Source organism: Arthrobacter sp. 2RAF6, from assembly GCF_052115205.1.
Classification (GTDB): Bacteria; Actinomycetota; Actinomycetes; order Actinomycetales; family Micrococcaceae; genus Arthrobacter.
Window position 1 is genome coordinate 25,683 of sequence record NZ_JBFRGF010000009.1, and the last position, 19,167, is coordinate 44,849.

The following is a 19,167-nucleotide window of genomic DNA, read 5'->3' on the forward strand; positions in this document are numbered from 1 at the left end:
CTGCTCGACGTCTGCCCTCAAATCCGCTGGCAGTCCGCGATTCCTGCACCCCGGGCTCCTGCAGCCCTGAGTCTGGCCCACAATTCGTCGACCAGGCGGTTCATGCGGGCGGTGTAGCCTTCATCGCCTTCGCCGGGGCGACCGGGTGTATGCGGGAACTTGTTCAGGACCGAATGCCAGTCGCCGTAGTGCGAGAGCAGCACCCGTTCCCGCGGTACCTTTCAGGTCAGCAGAACCTGACCGATGGAGACCTTGCAGCTGTCCGCCAGATCCGGGCGCGTGATCCGTGCCCAAGACCAGATGGCCCCATGGCCGGCGGAGGTGAGCTGTGCTGCCATCTGCTGGTAAAGCCAGACGTAGGCGTCGACAAGATAAGGATCGATACGGGAAGGATCCGACACGAGCAGTCCTGCCGAACAGAGCGCAGCGAAAGCTTCCTCGCTCTGAATGGTGTGGAGAAGCAGTTGGTCGGCGGAAATGTCTTAGCCAATCCACCCCGGCGGGACGGCGTCCGCAGGGGCGGCTTCGATGATTGGAAAACTCGACACACCAATATCATCGCTGAGAACACCGACAGCGGTCGTCAATTGTGCAAAGCGCCTTTGCACAATTGACCTATCAGTTGCGAGGGCGTTCGGTGGGACAAAGCCGGATCGTGGGACGCCAGCAGCAGCCCGTTAAGCAGCGATCAGGGTCTAGGCTAGTGGCCATGGAAGACGCTGTCGTCGATACCGCACACCGGGCAAACCCCAGTAAGGAAGCCGAGGTGCCGGCCGACAGACTCCTGGAACACTCTCAACCTGGCGATGGAAACACCAACACCGCGCCCGATACAGGCACTACAAGGGCGCGCCGACACGCCCCATAAACGCGATGGTAGTACTAGGCACTGACCCGTTCACGGAGCAGTTTCTTGTCTACCTGAGATGCCGGTGCTCAAGGCGACCGGACCTTGCCAGGTCTGGTCGTGGGACATCTCCGACGTCTATTCCAAGTGGCAGGGGAAGGTTTTCAAGGTGTACTCCATCATGGATATCTTCTCCCGGCAGATCGTCGGCTGGCGGGTCGAGGAACGTGAGTCCGACCACCTCGCCGCGGAGATGTTCGAGACAGCCATCGCCCGGTACGGCGCCCCGCTCATCGTGCATGCCGATTCAGGCCCGGCCATGAGATCAAACCTGCTCCGTGACACCCTCACCGCCCACGGCGTGGAACTGTCCCATAACCGCCCGTACGTATCCAACGACAATCCCTTCTCGGAGTCGGGGTTTCGCACGATGAAATACCGGCCCGGCTACCCCCGGATCTTTGACGATCTCGTGGCCGCGAGGGAGTACCTCACCGGTTATGTGCACTGGTACAGCACCGATCACAAACACTCCGGCATCGCACTGTTCTCACCATCACAAGTCCACGACGGATCGTGGAAAGAACTCTGGAACAAGCGAGACAAAGTCCACCAGGACTACTACGAACGACACCCGGAAAGATTCCGCCAACGACCCACCACACCGGCCCCCGCCACATACGTCGGGATCAACCTGCCCGAGACCAAAACATCCCAAAAACTAGCCCAGTGACTCCACACAGCTTGACAATTTTCGCCTCCACCGGATCAGTGACGATGGAGTGGTCAAGTGACCGACCTTGGGTGTGCAGTGCTTGAAGCAGCCGATCGCAGTCGGTACGCACCCGTTCGAGGGTGTCGGCCGAGAACTCGACCATAAGATGGCATTCCCCTGAGGCAGGGAGTCAACGCTTGCGAGTCCTCTACGGTGGCGCATGATGTCCACGATCGAAGAGTCGAGGCCTTCGCAGCAAAGCTAGACAATTTACTGCTGGGACCGCCCCTGTTCCATAAGATCTCCCACCCATGGCAGGTAACCTCGGCGGGCTGTCATTCCGTCGGGCAATCCCTTGACAGAAAATCCGGACCCGGAAATGTCGATGGTGATCCGAGCATCGCCCACGGGTGCGTTGGTGATGTGCAGATCTCCATAGGACTCCGGGAGTACCGGATCCATCCATATTCCGCGCAGGGATACGTCCGGGTCGTATCGCATCAACGTTGTTACAAGCATGATCGGTGCGGTCGCTGCCCAGGCCTGCGGTGAGCACGCCGTAGGATACGCTACGGGCTCGGTGAAGTCCTCCCGACTGAATCCGCAGAACAATTCGGGAAGTCGCCCGTCCGAGAATTCCGCAGCTTCAAGCAACGCCGTGGAGATCCGCTGGGCCTCCGCCACGAAACCATAGCGCATGAGTCCGACTTGGATGATCGCGTTGTCATGCGGCCAGACCGAGCCGTTGTGGTAGCTGGCCGGATGGTAGGCCCCCATATCGGTAGCAAGTGTGCGTACTCCCCAACCGCTGAACATCTCCGGGGACATTAGTCGCTCGACCACTGACGGCGCCTTGTCCTTATCAACGATGCCCGTTGTCAAGCAGTGGCCCATGTTAGAGGCGCATGCATCGACCGGTCGCTTATCCTTGTCCAGCGCGACTGCGTAGTAGCCCTTGTCCGGCAGCCAAAACTGTTCGTTGAACTGTCGTTTGAGGCGCGCGGCACGATCCCGCAGCTCGGACGCCTTGGCCAAGTCACCGGTTTCGTACGCCATCCAGGCAGATGCCAGGAAGGCACCATAGACGTACCCCTGCACCTCGCAAAGAGCGATTGGAGGCTCAGCCAAGGTTCCGTCAGCGAAATTGATTCCGTCCCAGGAGTCTTTCCAGCCTTGGTTTATCAATCCCCGATCGTTAAGTCGCTCATACTCGACGAAACCGTCCCCGTCCTTGTCCCCGTAGTCCACAATCCAGCCCAACGCGCGGTCCGCGTTAGGCTGCAATGCGGCAATGGTTTCCTTGGCAAAGCCCCAACGGCTCACCTCCCCGAGCACCATAAGAAACAACGGAGTGGCGTCAATGCTGCCGTAGTAGGTGGATTTACCACCGAGAGCCAGTGCGCTTGAAACGTCTAGCCTGACCTCGTGCAAAATCTTGCCGGGCTCTTCCTCGCTCATCGGATCCACTACTCTTCCTTGACGGTCGCCAAGTGTCTGCAGCGTGCCGAGGGCCAGGGAGGGGTCCACGGGGAGCGCCATCGCCGAAGCCCACAGCGAATCCCGTCCAAACAGAGTCATGAACCATGGCGCCCCGGCCGCCACCACTACCCGGTTCGGGTGTCCGGGATCCTCAATCCGCAATGAGCCCAAATCGTCGTAGCTACGTCGCAGGGTCCGCTCGATCGAGCGGTTGCCCATTTGCAGGACTGGGATCTTGGCCACCCACTCCCGTCGACGACGGTCACGCGGTGTTAGCGCGTCGGTCTCCGGACGGGCATGAGGCGCCAGAGCGACAGCGCCATTCACGAGAGGCGCCACGCTGAGCAGCGCGCTCCAATGTCCGCGCGGCTCGATTGTCGTTCTGTAGGTTAACGCTTCAGTGACGACGGCGTCGCGGCCAGCCGTGATTACCACGCCTTTGCTGACGTCCCGCCACGTGCCCCGGATGACCAGTGAATCCCTGTCCAACTCCCGGGTTTCGTTCCAGCGCCGCTGGATACGAGCTTCCTTGACCTCGAAAAGGTCGGCGAAATCTGTTTCCACGGTCATGCCGACAAGGCATTCGACCGGTTGCCCCGAATAGTTGCGAACCGTAATCCGCTCCTGGATGCCCGCACCGACCTCCCGCAGTCTCTCAACGATCAGGGGGCTCTCCGTAAGGCCTTCGGATCGCGGCACCCGACCGGCGAAAAGCGCACGGTAGGGCTCTTTGATCTCGGTAGCCAGCGGTTCAACCAGTTGACCGTTTACGGTCAGGATCCACCGGGACAGGATCCGTGTGTCCTCGAAAAAGACGCCGTGAGGGTATTCCGGGATGATGTCCCCGTTAGCCGAGGAGATACAGAAATTTGAACCTTCCACCAGCGTCACCGCTGCACTCAAAGGCGCGGCCGCCGTGTCTGCGTTCCATCCAGCCATACCAGGCTCCTTCGCGGAGTTACACCGTCACTTCTGACGATTCAAGCCCCGATACGGGGCCCCTTCATTGGATCAACCGACTCTACGCTTCTCGGCGTGCTGGCTCCAGACCCCGTGACTACTCACCGAAACTTCCTGTGCCCGGGCAATTCCAACCAGGGGTCGCGAGTTCCGCCCGGGCCCCAGAGGACAACTATCGGATCAGGATTCCTTGTCCGGCCGGGAGCTACCGGCGGCTGAGAAGGTGACGGCCGATCGTTGGCAGTCCATTCATCCACGGCGACGCAGTTCGCAACTATGTATCAAACTGACACGCTTTGTCCCGTTGCCTAAGGCCGATTCTGGAAGGGATCGAATAGGCCAATCAGTTTAGTGAGTTGATTGCAATGATGAACCGGAAGCTCGCGCACGGTCGGCACGATGAGTGGGTGCGGGCGATCACCGATTGCGGACGAACAGTTCCGGGGGAGCGGTCAAATTGCGACTCGGTGCAGGACAAAGCAAGCTCAGAGTCGAGCGCGCGTTTCAGCCCACCGTTGCGCAGTTTGCCCGATTCGAAGTCTCCCGTTGCAGATCTAAACGTTGCTGGCATCTGGCCGGACATCGCGGCGGCAGTCGCCTAAAGCAAGAGCAAGGTAAGGGAAATGAAGGCTCGAGAAGCAGTCAAGGAACGCAGAATGCACGCTGCACTATCCGATTGGCGTGAGCTCCAAAGCGGTGAGTTCGTCAACATTGTGAGGAACGCAAAAGTGATCGCTCACGGTCGCGTTGAGGAAGTATCCGGGAGCGGCGGCGTCTTGTGGATCGGAAATGAAGAATCCGAAACACAGACATTCCTCAAGTCGGACGGTGTCTCTGTTCGGAGGCGCTGATGCTCGCCTCCACCATTGAACCCCAAACCCGCGCAATTACCTTGAAGGAAACCTAGGGATGGAAGTCCACCACGAATGGGGGGTCGCACGTAGGCCTCGATATCGAGACATGACGCGGTGGAGACCGGCGCGTCACGACCATTTACAGGCCGTCACCGGGGAGGACCCTGTGCTCTGGCTGCAGAACTATCGAGCCTTGCAGCAGCAGCTCTTTGAAGGCTCCAGGTTCGACGTCCTGACCAGATGCAAGAGGGAGGCCATTTCTCATGGTTTCTAAGCTGCAGTCCACTCTGCCAATACAGGCCGTAACTCGGATCCCGGTTCAATCGCCGGTGTACGAAAACAAGGGAAGGTCGGTCACCACGGAAGCCATGTGGCACGTCCAGGCAGAAGCATCACGCGGCGGATCACGTGGGGTCAAAGTCACATGGCATAACGCAGCTTCCTACAGCATCGAACTAAGCGACGAGATACCCGTCGGAATCATCTACGAGTGCCTCGCAGAAAACCCGCCAACAAATCTTGAAGGGAACCCGCCAACGAGAAAGCGCGGACCCTTGGCTGAAGACTGCGGCAAGGATGCGCAACAGTAGACTGTTCGCCGTTAGACCAGCCGAAACAAATTTCTCATCACATGCCAGTCAGATTCGTAGCGATAAGGAAAATACCAACCACCGCCACCATGACCGCAGCCACACTCGCGGAAATGACGGGAATGAAGCGTGTGGACCCGGGTTCCGTCTGTGACGCAGCGGACCGCAAAGAGTCGAAGCGGATGCTTGCCCACCACAGTCCAGCGGCTATGAGAACCAGGAAAATACCGAAATAGACCATCTGATCACCCTCTGCATTGAACATAACAAGCAACCGTCTTTACGTCACTGATCCGCTTCGCCGTCCCTTGCGGCATCGGGACCCAGTACGATTGCCAAATGCGTGCTCGCACGGTCCGGAGCGATCTGAGAACCCTGCATCGCACAACTGAAGCCATCGGTCAGCACGAGGCTCACTTCGGCGCCTCTATCCAGCGCGAGAGCAATCGAGCGCCCTGCGACCGTCATCGACATATCGAAATGATCCGCCTCGGAGCCGAATTCCCAGCGACACCGCAGCACGACGATGACTCGACAATGGTTGCCACTCCCAGGCCTGAAGTACCTGCATTTGCGAACCCGAGCCAAAGACCGCGTGCTCGCTCGTGGCAGTGTATTTGCAATGCGGCTGTTTCCGGGGGCATCGGTTTTTGGAACCCACCCCCCGTCCGAGCGCCACGCTTACCGCAACCGAGAAGCGCAAATGCCGTCGCGACCAGCACGAAAGTAGGCGCCGTCGGAAGTGACGAGTTCGACCTCCTGCACATGGTGGGTCCTCCGCCCGTAGGCCAACGGAGGGGTTTCCGCAGGCATCGTTCGTGAGGGACACGCCGATCGTGGCTCGCGTCAGCGATGAAGGATCCGGAGCAAAGGTAAGCTCTCCCGAAGTCGCCGCCTCAACATCGAAGCGCAGTTCGCCGAGTACGACGCCGGCGGCGACCCAGACCGTTCGGGACTCGGCGTCGCCAACGGTCTTGGGGAATGCGACTGCCCTTTGGTCGTACCCGATAGTTTGATGCGTCGCGGGGGTACTCCGAGCGTCGACGGGCCGAGTCGTCAATCTCGATACCCCGTTCCCGGATCTCCCGAAGTAGCCGAGCAATTTCGGCGGCTCCGACTTCGGCACTCGACATGTTCCGTTCTCATTCATTTCATTATTGGGAATTTTAGGCGGGTGCCGTCGCCGTTGATCTGTCCCAAACGACTCGGGCACAGCGACCTAAATATCGCTGTGCCCGAGGTTGGTCCCGGATTCGTGTGGGTCCGATTGCCAGAGCAGAACTCCCGCACGAATCCGGGCCGCCGACGCTATTTCATGAAATCAGCCAAATTGTCTTTCGTGATCAGCGTGAACGGGAGGGTGTAACGGTTCTCGATCTTCCCGCCCTTGAGGAAATCCGTGACAACCTGCACGGCCTTGACACCCTGCCCGGCTGAATCCTGGCGAACGGTAGCGGTCATGGTTCCGGCTTTGATGGCTTCGAAAGCCGGCTCGGTACCATCGACGCCGAGCACAGCCTTGATTTCCGAGGTACGGTGCGCGTCTGAAATAGCTGAGGCTGCGCCGAGGGCCATTTCGTCATTGTTTGCGACCACGGCGTCGATCTTGCCGGGACCGAATCGCGACAGCGTATCCTCCATGTTTCGCTTCGCGACGTCTCGGCTTCCTTGGGCCTGGAATTCGGCGACGGTCTTGATGTTGGCGTCGATCTTGCTTGTATAGCCAGACTTCCGACGGTCAGTCCATGAGGCGCCGTAGGTGCCTGCGGCAAATACGATGTTGGCACCATTCGGGAACATTTTGTTGATGTACTCGGCCTGCATTTCACCGGCGAGTGTGTCGTCGACGCCGATGTAGCTCTTGTAGTTGATGTTTGCCCCGTCCGCGAATTCAGTCGAGAGGATGAACAGCGGGATTTTAGCGTCCGTGACCCTCTTGGCCGCGGTCTGGCTTGCCTCGCCATCGAGGGGCTGCAGGATCACCGCATCGACCTGCTGGGTGAGCAAGTCCTCAACTTGGTTGAGCTCAGTTCCGACGTCCTTCTTGGCGTCGGTAATGTGCAGCGTGACGCCTTCATCCTTGGCAGTTTGCTGCATGGCCTTCGTCATCTGCGCCAAGTCCGGGTCTTGCAGGTCGAGGACTACTACCCCGATGTTGAACGTCTTGCCGCTCGAATTGTTGCTACCTGCGGTAGCGCCGCCAGCACAGGCGCTCAGGGTGAGGGCACCTGCCGCCAACATTGCGGCCATAGCAGAGAAGCGTGGTTGCATTCTCATAGGTTTACCTTTCGTTGTTTTGTGTGGTGAAGGGATTCAGTTGTTGGTATCCGGGAAGTAGCAAGTGTGTGTTAATTGGTCGATCAATCTGACTTCCAACGGTTGAGAAGCACCGCAAGCACCAAGATGATGCCCTGCATGCCCTGTTGGTAGTACGAGGAGACGCCGAGCAAGTTCATGCCGTTCATCACAACGCCCAACAGGAGCACGCCGACTACAGTTCCGCGGATCGTACCGACGCCGCCGAACAGACTGGTTCCGCCAATCACGACGGCGGCAATCACCTGAAGCTCGTACCCCGTTCCGGCGACCGGCGCCGCACCGTTGAGACGTGCAGTGAGCACCAAGCCGCCGAGGGCGGCAGTAACTCCACCGATGACGTACACCGTGAAGAGCACCCGATTCGTCGAGATCCCGACCTTCTTCGCGGACTCTTCGTTACCGCCGACCGCGTAAACGTGCGAGCCGAATTTCGTCCGGCCCAGCACGAACTCGCACACGACGGCGGCAAGTACAAAAATGACCACGGGGACCGGAATAGGGCCGATGAAACCCGATCCGATCCATTCCGCCGGACCGCTCAGCCCGGAGACGACCTGGCCGCCCGTGATGACGAGGGCCGCGGTGCGAGCAATCGCCATTGTTGCAAGTGTCGCGAGGAAAGGAAGGATCTTTCCCCAAACGACTAGTGCTGCACTCAGGAAACCGACGAGGACGCCCACCCCCAGTCCCGCGATCAGTGGCCACCAGAATGCTTCGCCGGTTGATGGAGCGAAGAGTGCGAACACCATTCCGGCCAGGCCGACGACCGATCCGACGGAAAGGTCGATGCCTGAAGTGATCATGATGAATGTCATGCCGAGGGCGATGAGTCCGATAATCGAGGACTGCCGAACGACGTTGACCAGGTTGTTAAGCGTCAGGAAGTTGGGGGCCGCCATGGCGAGGAAAACCAGAATGAGGGCGAAAAATACCAGGATTCCATAGTCACCGATGAAGCGCTTGATCTTGGTTGATCGTGAGCCTTCCTCCAGTTTCGGCTTGCCCAGCATGACTGCAATCGTGTTTGTCACGAGTCGCTCCTGTTCGTTGAGTAGTCGAACTCATCGGCCGGTGGCTCGCTGACCGCGGCGAGCGAAGTGCTCCCGATCTTGCGGCGCTCCACGGGGACTTCCACGTCGGTGTAGCCGTCGAGTGTGCCATGTGAGATCAGATGCGCAACTTGCGTCTCCGAGATCTCTCCGGTGCGGAACCTGCCAACGATCTGGCCCTGCCGCATGACCGCAAACCGGTCGGCCACTGCGAACGCCTCGTCGAGCCGGTGAGTGATGATGATGACCGCGATGCCCAGGTCCTTGAGCTTCTGGGTGACCTCGATGAGCTTGTCCACCTTGGCGACCGAGAGGTTCGCGGTGGGTTCATCCATGATGATCAGGCGAGCGTCGAAGGCGAGGGCGCGTCCGATCGCGACGGCTTGGCGTTGCCCACCCGAGAGTCGCTTCACCTTGAGACGGGGATTGATCGGTATGTCCAGTCGCGCGAGCACGCGATTGGTCTCAGCCTCCATCTTCTTCCTGTCGATGATGCGGAGCAGCGGACCCAGAATATTCTTCTGCGGCTCGCGTCCAAGGAAGATGTTCGTCCGAACATCAAGGTTGTCCGCGAGGGCGAAGTCCTGGTACACCATCTCGATCCCTTGGTCTCGGGAGGCCGACGGAGTGTGGAACTCGGTGGGTTTGCCATCCATCTCGATGGTGCCCTTATCCGGCTGATACACGCCGGTGAGTACCTTCATGAGCGTTGACTTGCCTGCCGCGTTGTCGCCCAGCAGTGCAAATGTCTCGCCTGGCTGAACGTCGATACTCACTCCACGCAATGCAGACACTGCGCCGAATGTCTTCTGTATGTCTTTGAGTGCGACCAAAGGAGCGGTCACAGGTGGTGCTTCGGTCATCTCATCCTCGTGATTGATAGATCTATGGCCATGAATTTGAACTGGTGAAGCAGATTCGCCAGCGGTTAGCCGATTCAGCATGTGCAGATACGGCACGACGCCCTAGCGTCTGCTCCAGCACTCCGGAGTCTCACCGCTTCATGTAAGAAACTATGAGTGACGGCAGTCATACTCGCGTGTGCCAGTTTGGAACATCTCGCCCCGATGGCGAATGCGCCTCAGGCAACGAACGCTTAAACACAAAACTGCTCCCCGGAAGCCCGAACTGATTTTTCAGTCCAGCTCCGGGGAGCAGTCCAAAAAGTGTGCTCCTCGCTCAGATCTTCTGACGACCAAGGCGGGCATACACATCGGGTCGCTTGGAGCGGAGGAAGAATGCGCAAACAATTCCGCCGAAGAACCCCGTACGCCTTAAGCTTCGAGTACGTTCTCGATCTCGCTCTCGGTCTCCGCGACAGAAGCGATAGCGAGGCTTGCATCATGCGGTGACGCGCTCGAAGCAGCGGCTTCCACCTCGGCGTCTGTGGCCCGGCCAAGACGGGCATACCAAGCGGGACGGAATCGCTTGAAGTAGAGCGCAACCGAGGAACCGGCGATGACGAACGCGACAAGCACGAGGAGCATCCAGAGGTTCTGGCCTGGTTCACCGCCGACGAGCAGGTCGAAGCGCGCGATCGCGAAGACCACCACCGCACCAAGGATCACCAGAGAGACGATCGGCGCAACGAACACTTTCCATGGAGATTCTCCGGCGGGAACACCCGTCCGCTTGAACCACGTGAAAACGGCGAGGCTAACGAGGACCATGAGGATAAGCACGCCCGCAGTTCCGATTCCGCTGCCCGCACCCATCACGAAGGCCGGATCGACCGAGGCAATAGCGAACGGCGCCAGCATGACCGCAACCGCGATCGCAGCAGTCAAGGACGCACGGTACGGGGACTTGTGCCGCGGGTGCACGACCGAGAGGTACTTCGGGAGAGCGTGGTCTGCGCTGAGGTTGAACAAGTAGCGCGCTGCGACGTTGTGAACGGACAGCACCGAAGCGACTGCCGACGTCGTAACCAGGACCATCGTGACCTGCAGGACGCCTGGACCGACGAACCGGGCGAGCGCATCATTGAACATTGTGCCGGCGCCATCGGTGGCCGCAGCCTGCGCCTTCGATCCGAACGCTACGATCAGCGTGTACGCGGACAGCGCGTAGAACAGTCCGATGAGGACGACCGCGAGGTACGTAGCCCGGGGAATCGTCCTGTTCGGCTTGCGGACTTCGTCCCTGTAGAGGGCGGTCGCTTCAAAGCCGAAGAAGTTGCCGAGTGCGAATAGGAGCGCGATGCCGGTGCCGCCGTTGATGAAGTGGGCCGGGTTGAGCGGTGCAAGCGACAGTCCGTCCGAGCCGCCCTTCGCAAGGGTGACGACGTTGAAGATGCCGACGAGGATTACCTCAAGAACCATGACGGTGCCCAGAACCTTCGCCGACAGGTCGATGTGGAAGTGTCCAAGGGTGGTGACAATGATCCACACTGCGGCGCCGCATACCCACCATGGCAGGGCGGGGCCGCCGAAGCTCGTCACCAGGGATCCGATTGTCACACCCGCGAAGCCGTAGATTCCGGCGCAGTTGACGAGGTAGGAGATCGTGGCGAGGTAGGCACTGCCGACGCCGGTCACTCGACCGAGGCCGAGCGAGATATACGCGTAGAACGCGCCGGCCCTGGGAATGTGGCGAGTCATTGTCATGTAGCCGATTGAAAATACCATCAGAACGACCGTCGCGATGATCCACGCCAGTGGCGCGGCTTCGCCGACGAAGCCGATGGCGAAAGCCAAATAGCCGGCGACCGTGACGATCGGCGCGGAAAACGCGAGCACGCTCAGCACGAGTGAGACGGTCCCCAGGTTGCCCGTAAGGCGGTTCTGCTGGTCTTCAGCGGACTGTGCCGCCGCGGGCGTCGGAGAGTTAGTGGCGGATTTCCTATCCATGGTGTTCCGCGATTCTGTTGATGCTGCTTTGGTCATTTTATCCTTTGTCCTCGCTAGATAGACCATGAATGAACGGATGAATCACGCTTGCCGGCGAAAATCGGCAAACTTCCTCGTTGGATCCAACACGACGCCATACGGTCGTTGTGCCGGAAGACGCTCCGGAGGCCTGGATTCACCCGCGTACAACAACTATGACCCGCATCACGTGCACCCCTATGTGCCAGAATGGAACGCCCCGGCTTCAGGCTCAATGACGTCCTACCACCACCCAGAAATGCCACCACTCAAGCAATCAACAAGCCAACCAGAACGCGCGCACACTCACATCAGGCCCTGCATAGCGAGGAATTCATCTAAGTTCCGAGAGGCACACCAACGCGTTTAAGGGCGTCCTCAGAATTCGACCGCCGAGGCGCCTGTGTCAATGGTCCGGCTGTTTGGTGGCGAAGGCTCCTCGATCATCATGAAGTAGATCCGGGGTGCGACCTCCCCGCCTCAGAGTGCCAGGGTGTTCAAATGCCGGTCCGTCGAGGCCTAGTAGTACTTTGTTAGGTTCTTCGGCCAGGGGCTTTTAATCGCCGGTGTGAACTGTTAATTTCGTTGCGTGGGCATGGAAGAGACAAGACTGCGCGTCGAGCTGGAGGACTACGTTGGGGAGGTGTTCGCGTCGTTGGGCCGGAAGGATCAGCGGGCGAAGGGCCGATTGTATTTGCAGGGGCTGATGTTGGAGGGGCGGCGCAAGTCGATGCAGCCGATGGCCGGGCGCCTGGATGTGGACCACTAGCAGTTGCAGCAGTTTGTCACCTCCTCGCCGTGGAAGGTAGAGCCGGTCCGCCGCCGCGTGGCCGCCCTGGCCGAGGAGGCCATCGCGCCGGAGGCGTGGGTGATCGACGATACCGGCTTCAAAAAGGACGGGGTCGCTTCGGCGTGCGTGGCGCGTCAGTATTCGGGCACGCTGGGCAAGATCGGCAACTGCCAGGTTGCCACCACCGTGCACATGGTCACCGATGCGGCCTCGGCCCCGGTGAACTGGCGCCTGTTCGTTCCCGAGGCCTGGGACGATACCTGCGAGCAGGCCGAGGCGGTCGCCGCCCGCCGGGCGAAGGCGAGGATCCCGGATTACGTGCGGAACCGGCCCAAGTGGGAGCTCGCGCTGGAGATGATCGATGAACTCACCCGCTGGGGGCGCACGTGCCCGGTCGCGGTCGCAGACGCCGGGTACGGGGACAACGCGTTGTTCCGGCTCGAGCTGACCCGGCGGTCCATTCCGTGGGTGATGGCGGTCAAGGCCTCCACCAGCGCCTACCCGGCCGATACCGTTCCCGAGCTTGCCGAACGCTCCGGCCCGAAGGGCCGGCCCAGCGTGCCGCGCTACCGGCAGGCTCCGGCCAGCCTGGCCGAACTGGCGGTGGCCGCCGGGAGAAGAGAACTACATCAGGTCACCTGGCGGCACGGCACCAAAAATACCGGCACCAACAAGACCGCGGCCATGAAATCCCGCTTCCTCGCCCTCCGCGTCAGGCCCGCCAGCCGGCACATCGCTCCCGGCGAAGACGGATCACTACCTGAGGCCTGGCTGATCGCCGAATGGCCCACCGGCGCCAAGGAACCCACCGACTACTGGCTCTCAGACCTGCCCGCCAACACACCGGCCAGGACCCTGGTCAGACTGGCAAAAATCCGCTGGCGCATCGAACACGACTACCGCGAACTGAAAACCGGGCTCGGCCTCGCCCACTTTGAAGGACGGTCCTTCCCGGGCTTCCACCACCACGCCACCCTCGTCTCGGCGGCGCACCTGTTCATCACCAGGAAACGCCTCGCCACCCCAAAAGCAGCAGGGGCAGCCTGAGCCTGTACAGGATCCTCAAGGAACTCCAACGGATCCTCATCCGGCAACTCGCCCGCTGCCCCTACTGCCAACACGCCCCACCAACCTAACAAAGTACTACTAGGAGGGAGGACGCCAATGGGACCGACTCCCTGGTCTCCTCCAGGACGCACCATGGGGATGTCGATCGAGGCTGTCGGTGATCGGTTCGTAGCTGGCGGGTCCGAGGTCGGGTGCGCAGGCCCGACGCTTGGGTAGTCCAGGCCCGCGGAAATGGAATGCGACTCGATGGTCTGGGCATCCTCGTCTTGCATCAGGTAGGGCCGGGCGCCGTGCAGGGCTCCCGGGCGTCCGGGCGTCCGAGGGTGATGGCGGCAGCATGGCGGCCGGTTTCGACGCCTTCGCAGCCGGATTCGAAGCCATAGTGCCTGACAGAGGGATCGTCGAGGAAGCCGTGGAAGATGCTGATCGCGTTCGACCCGCCGCTAATGCAGGCGGAGACCCCATCCGGGATACGCCCGGCCGGATTGAGGATCTGGGCCCGTGCCTCCTCGCCGATCACCTCATGGAAGTAGCGGACCATGGCCGGGAATGGATGGGCACCTGCGGCTGTGCCGAGAACGTAGTAGGTGCTCCTTGGATTGGTGACCTAATCCCTGAGGCTTCGGTGATCGGTCTTTCGGGTTCCGCGAATCGTTGGTGGCGGGCGGAACAGTTCTTGTTCAGGTCCGCGACCTGCGCTGTAAATTCCGGGTCGGTCTTTGCCTTCTCGAAGGTGTCCTCCAGCTGCTCTCGCTGTTCCTTGTCGAGGCCAAGCCGCATCCGCCCGCGCGCTTGCTCAGACGGATGCGGCCAAGATTCTGGGATCCCGGAATAGCGCGCCGGCAGCGCTTGACGCCAGACATCGGCTTTTACAAGTCATGAACCGGCGTTCCCGGGGGCCTCCTGGAGGAATTTGTCCTGGGGTCCCTCCTGCAGTCGCCTAATACGCCGCGCCGGAACCGGGGCGTTCCGCTAATTGGCTATGGGCAGCCCGCTTGCGATGGACACAGCGATCCCTTCCTCGGCCGAGCGCTGTGCAGCATCGGCAATCATCAGGGCAGCGCGTCCGTCTTCGAAGCTTGGGCTGCTGGACTGCTCACCGCGCACCAGTTTGATGAATTCATCAAGTTCGAGTGCGTATGCCTGCGCGTACCGTTCGATGAAGGATTCGATGTATGGTTCCTTCGCTTCAACGGATGAGGCTGACGAATAGCTCACGAGCCTGGACTGGACGTTGTCAACTTGGAACATGCCGAGCGCCCCGAACGCCTCGAGGCGCTGGTCGTAGCCGATGGCGCTGTGCCTCGAGTTCGTGATGGTGACGATCGCGCCGGAGGCGGCACGCAAGGTCACCACGGCCGTGTCGAAGTCGCCGTGCTCGCGGGCGCCCGTGTCGAACAGCTGGGCCCCGGTAGCGCTCACTTCGATGATGTCACCGACGAAGAAGCGCGCCATGTCGAAGTCATGGATGGTCATGTCGCGGAAGATCCCGCCCGACACTCCGATGTAGGACGCAGGCGGGGGGCCCGGATCCCGGCTGACGATCGAGAGGTGTTCGAGCTTTCCAATCTCCCCGGCCAGCACCCGCGTGTGCACGCGCGCGAAGCTGGGGTCGAAGCGCTGGTTGAAGCCCAGCGCTACGGGGATCCCGCTCGCTTCGAGCTTCGGACGCAGTGCGTCTACCCGGGCGATGTCCAGATCGATCGGTTTCTCGCACAGGACGGGAAGGCCTGCGTCGATGCAGGCCTCGATCAGCTCGATGTGGGTTGGGGTTGGGGACGCGACGAGCACGGCGTCCAACTGCCCGGAGTGGATAAGTTGTTCTGGCGAGTCAGTCGCGGTGCCACCGAAGCGCGAAGCCACCGACCTCGCTCCGTCGATGAACGGGTCGGCTGTCCCGACCAGTTCCGCCGCCGGATTGGCGGCGATGTTTGCCGCATGGACCTGGCCGATGCGGCCGGTCCCTATGAGTCCGAAGCGTATGGGATTGTGGCTCATGAATTGTCCCCTTCGAGAATCGCAATATCAAAATTCCGCAGGACGGGTTTAGAAATGCTGGTGGGAAACGAAAAGGTGCGTCGGCATTACGAACCGATTCGCACTGAGATCAGGCTGCCAGCCCAACACCGAGACCTTGTGTCCCAGTTTGATACGGGTGCGAGCCAGTCGCGGAAGTGCCCGAAACTCAAAGCCGGGAAGGACGGGCACCATCGCGAGCGCCTCCTTGCTGCTAGTTCTGGTAGAAGTCGGGTTTCGTCGCAAGCATGACCGTATGCCGGTTGCCGGTGCGCGTTGCCTCGATGGCTGCATCGGCGACCGCGATAGGTGCAACTGGTGATGCCCGTCGGGCGCGATGGCAACCTCATACGGGTACCCTCAGTAGGAACCACAGCGCCCGGCATAGGTTCTGCGCCTTCGGTGTTCGACCATCACCCGCGCCTCTCTCGGGTAGCAGGACTCCGAGGCACACGGGCTCCGGAGGCGGACCACTCAAGGTGCCCGAGCAGAGCCCGATGGGCTGTCGCGAAGTCCTCCCGGCTCACTGCATGTGGATTCTGCGCGAGCCAGCGATGGTGGCCGAGGTCAAGAATCAGCTTCTCGTCGACGTTCGAGCGGGGGGGCGACGGACGGCTGCGGCCGTAGACTCCAATTCGTTTGTCCTTGCCTTAAAACTGGCACTGGGTCAGCAGATGGGCGGTTTCGACGGCGCCCCGTTGGGTGTGGATCGGCACCGGACTGGCCCGGGTCAGAGACGAACCTCAACTTGAGTAGCTGGCGCTCCAGCTGCTACTCGAACAGCGTGCGCAGAGGAGCGTTCAGGAACGTACCGGTGGGATCGAGTTTCCTCCGGACCCCGATGAAATCGTCCCACCGAGGGTAGCGCTCCCGGAGGATGTCCGGAGCAAGGAAGTACTGTTGTTTGCCCCAATGCGGCCGCGCATCGAACTCGGAAAGTACGAGGTCGATGGTGTGGAAAAAGGGCAAATTATCTCCGCCCTTCGTTCGGCAGAATCCGATCGCCACGGAATCCCGGCCGTACATGGGCGACAGCCAGGATTCGTCCCGCGCCACAGTCCGTGCTTCCATTGGAAATTCGTCGGGGAAGCGGTCCATCACGGGCAGGACTGCTGCGAAGGCATCGTGAGCCCTCTCGTAGGGAACGAAGTACTCCACTTCTTCCCACGGCGTCGGATAGTGGTCAGGGTAAATCCTGTACGGACGGTTGAGGCGCGCAGCCGGTGTGTAATCATCCTCCGCATCGGCGGGGACTGTGTCGTAGATGCGCACTAAGGTCGGGTCATCCATGCTGTCCGGCAGCGATGGCAGGATCGCCGACATGTCGTACATCGGTCCACGAACGAAGCTGAAGTGCCGGTGCCTACGGTTCGCTTCATCCCATTCGGCCAGGACTTGTGCAAAGGGCTGGAAGGTCAGCGATTCTCTTAATTTGAACGCTGGCTCAAGCTGCAGATCGATGCTAACGAGGATCCCAAGCATCCCCGATGAGGCTCGGAGAGCCGGCAGCCGTGGATCGTCGGGGCCTATTCGCTCCAGTTCGCCGGATGCCGTTATCAGCTCTGCGCCGACGACTGCCCCGGACATTGCGGTGAATTGCAGTCCCGACCCGTGGGTTGAGGTGCTGACAGCGCCTGCGATTGTCTGGAGATCAATCGCGCCCTGGTTCTTCAGGGACAAGCCTGCGTCCCACAGGGGCCCGCCCATCTCAGAGATTTTCGTACCGGCCTGGATGCTTGCCCGATTCGCGGTTTGGTCAATGTCGATAATTCCCGACAGGGCCGAGATGTCAAGGACGATTCCATCGGTGGGAACGAGCGGGGCAAACGAATGACCGGACCCCACCGGACGGACCGAGATCCCCCGTTTGGTCGCGTCGGCCACTATCTCGCTCACGTGCTCAACAGAAACGGCCTTGACGACCGCCTCGGGCGAGCAGCCTTGAGTGCCGGCCCAGTTACTCCATGTCGTTTGAATGCTCATGTTGTTCAATCTCCGGTCCTGCGACGCATAGCCCGGTCGCTTTTGGGAATGATTCATTGCTGAAAACGCCTCATGCTTCGGCAGTTGGCCCGAGCCACATTCCGGAGCACCCCTCTACACCTAGCGCAGCTTTTCCTGATGCTGTCTCCAACGGGTCAGAAGACAACCGAGTGTTCGTCTGTCAGGGTCGCCCCAAGTTAAGGAAGCTCGGTCGGCCCGGATCAGTCGATCATTTGCCGGCCAAGCCGAACGTAAATGTCCGGTCGCCGGGAGCGCAGGAAGAATGCATAGACAACGCCTCCAAAAAACAACGCGAAGGTGAAGCTCATAAAAATGCCCGTCATCTCAGCTGAGCCGCCAATGAGTTCGGGGTAGTTTGCGATTGCCAAGTAGGTGACTGCCCCGAGGAAGACCACGCTGATGAGCGGGGCAACGATTGTTTTCCATACTGACTCCGGCGCGAAACTGCGGCGACGCAGGAAATACACGAGGACGGCGAAACTGGTGATGAACATCAGCAAGAGCACAGCGAAGGTTCCGCTGCCGCTGGCAATCGGATACAGAGCATCCGGGGAGACATCCAACACGGCGAAGATTACTGTCGCCACCGCCCAGATGAGACCGATAGCGATTGCGGCAACATAGGGTGATTTGTGCCGGGGGTGTACGCGTCCAAAGAACGCGGGAACGGCGTGATCGGCTGCAAGGGAGAAGCCGTAGCGCGCTGCGATGTTCTGGATGGACAACATGCATGCCAGCACGGATGTAATGAGGAGAATCGTTGTAATATCCGCGAAGGTCTTTCCCACAAGGACTCCTACGGCGTTGTTGAACAGATTCACGGTGTCGCTTGACGCTGCCGCCTGTACGTTGTCCGGACCGAAAAAGGCGATGAAGGCCGACGCGGCGACCGCGTAGAAGAGGCCGATTCCGGCGACGGAGAGGTATGTGGCACGGGAGATTGTCTTGTCCGGATTCTTGACCTCGTCACGATAGATGACAGTGGCTTCGAAACCGAAGAAGTTGCCGACAGCGAACAGCAATGCCAAACCCACGGTCGCATTGGTTACCGATGACGGGGCGAATCCTGCGCTCTGTACTGTCTCGAGTCCTTTGGCTGAGAACGAGGCCACATCGAAGACAACAACGATGGCTACCTCAAGGAGCATTACTGCTGTGAGCAGTTTCGCGGAAAGGTCGATGCGGTTGTAGGCAAGGGCCGTTGTGACTGCGGTGATGGCCAGCGCGTACCAGTACCAGGGGATTTCCGGACCGTTCAAGCTGCTCACTACGAATCCTTGCAGCGTCACTCCGAAAAATGAAGGAGCGAAGAATCCTATGAAGATGTACCCGAAGAGCGCAAGGAAGGCGCCGCCGAGGCCGGCTGGTTTGCCGAGTCCGGCCGTGACAAACGAGTAGAAACCCCCTGGCGACTGGACGCTGCCGCTCATCTTCACGAAACCAACGGAGAAGATCAGCAGCATGAGGGTGACCAGGACGTAGATAGCCGGAGCCGTCTGACCGCTGAACATCAGCAGGACGGGAAGGGTTCCGGCTACCGTGGCCAGCGGCGAAGAGAACGCGAGCACGTTCATCACTAGTTCGCCCACCCCCATGTTGCCATTGAGCC

12 protein-coding genes and 2 pseudogenes are annotated in these 19,167 nt (G+C 60.3%); 2 read left to right on the forward strand and 12 right to left on the reverse strand.

What is annotated here, in order from left to right:
• Positions 1-17 precede the first annotated feature (17 nt).
• The gene (locus AB4Z38_RS08960) at positions 18-203 is read right to left on the reverse strand and encodes a hypothetical protein (protein WP_441429381.1); all 186 of its coding nucleotides are present in this window, start codon (positions 201-203) and stop codon (positions 18-20) included.
• Positions 204-221: 18 nt separating this feature from the next.
• Positions 222-401 carry a hypothetical protein gene (locus AB4Z38_RS08965; protein WP_441429382.1) on the reverse strand — a complete coding sequence of 60 codons (180 nt, stop codon included), beginning with the start codon at positions 399-401 and terminating at the stop codon, positions 222-224.
• A 525-nt stretch (positions 402-926) separates the two neighbouring features.
• On the opposite strand from AB4Z38_RS08965, the gene AB4Z38_RS08970 reads away from it, so the two are divergent.
• Positions 927-1,580 carry a transposase gene (locus AB4Z38_RS08970; protein WP_441429383.1) on the forward strand — a complete coding sequence of 218 codons (654 nt, stop codon included), beginning with the start codon at positions 927-929 and terminating at the stop codon, positions 1,578-1,580.
• 252 nt (positions 1,581-1,832) lie between these two features.
• On the opposite strand, the gene AB4Z38_RS08975 is transcribed toward AB4Z38_RS08970, so the two are convergent.
• From AB4Z38_RS08975 to AB4Z38_RS09000, 6 genes are all read right to left on the reverse strand, one after another.
• Positions 1,833-3,980 (reverse strand): amylo-alpha-1,6-glucosidase, encoded by a 2,148-nt coding sequence (locus AB4Z38_RS08975; protein ID WP_441429384.1) that lies wholly within the window; start codon positions 3,978-3,980, stop codon positions 1,833-1,835.
• A gap of 1,502 nt (positions 3,981-5,482) precedes the next feature.
• Positions 5,483-5,710 carry a hypothetical protein gene (locus AB4Z38_RS08980; protein WP_441429385.1) on the reverse strand — a complete coding sequence of 76 codons (228 nt, stop codon included), beginning with the start codon at positions 5,708-5,710 and terminating at the stop codon, positions 5,483-5,485.
• Positions 5,711-6,753: 1,043 nt separating this feature from the next.
• The gene (locus tag AB4Z38_RS08985) at positions 6,754-7,722 is read right to left on the reverse strand and encodes a sugar ABC transporter substrate-binding protein (protein ID WP_441429386.1); all 969 of its coding nucleotides are present in this window, start codon (positions 7,720-7,722) and stop codon (positions 6,754-6,756) included.
• A gap of 83 nt (positions 7,723-7,805) precedes the next feature.
• Complete coding sequence (locus AB4Z38_RS08990; RefSeq protein ID WP_441429387.1) at positions 7,806-8,795, reverse strand: ABC transporter permease; 990 nt, start codon at positions 8,793-8,795, stop codon at positions 7,806-7,808.
• Complete coding sequence (locus AB4Z38_RS08995; RefSeq protein ID WP_441429388.1) at positions 8,792-9,676, reverse strand: ATP-binding cassette domain-containing protein; 885 nt, start codon at positions 9,674-9,676, stop codon at positions 8,792-8,794. Before AB4Z38_RS08995 ends, AB4Z38_RS08990 begins: the two co-directional genes overlap by 4 nt.
• Positions 9,677-10,087: 411 nt before the next feature.
• The gene (locus AB4Z38_RS09000; RefSeq protein ID WP_441429389.1) at positions 10,088-11,698 is read right to left on the reverse strand and encodes an APC family permease; all 1,611 of its coding nucleotides are present in this window, start codon (positions 11,696-11,698) and stop codon (positions 10,088-10,090) included.
• A gap of 577 nt (positions 11,699-12,275) precedes the next feature.
• Here AB4Z38_RS09000 and AB4Z38_RS09005 point away from each other — a divergent pair.
• Positions 12,276-13,517: pseudogene (locus AB4Z38_RS09005) on the forward strand (IS701 family transposase).
• 171 nt (positions 13,518-13,688) lie between these two features.
• Here the strand turns inward: AB4Z38_RS09005 and AB4Z38_RS09010 are convergent.
• The 4 genes and pseudogenes from AB4Z38_RS09010 to AB4Z38_RS09025 form a co-directional block, all read right to left on the reverse strand.
• Positions 13,689-14,127: pseudogene (locus tag AB4Z38_RS09010) on the reverse strand (tryptophan synthase subunit beta); the annotation flags it as partial.
• Between the two features lie 383 nt (positions 14,128-14,510).
• A complete protein-coding gene (gene iolG / locus AB4Z38_RS09015; protein ID WP_441429390.1) occupies positions 14,511-15,536 on the reverse strand; it encodes an inositol 2-dehydrogenase in 1,026 nt (341 codons plus the stop codon).
• A 789-nt stretch (positions 15,537-16,325) separates the two neighbouring features.
• Positions 16,326-17,537 (reverse strand): D-arabinono-1,4-lactone oxidase, encoded by a 1,212-nt coding sequence (locus tag AB4Z38_RS09020; RefSeq protein ID WP_441429391.1) that lies wholly within the window; start codon positions 17,535-17,537, stop codon positions 16,326-16,328.
• Positions 17,538-17,758: 221 nt separating this feature from the next.
• Positions 17,759-19,132, reverse strand: a complete 1,374-nt coding sequence (locus AB4Z38_RS09025) for an APC family permease (RefSeq protein WP_441429454.1) — start codon at positions 19,130-19,132, stop codon at positions 17,759-17,761.
• Positions 19,133-19,167 lie beyond the last annotated feature (35 nt).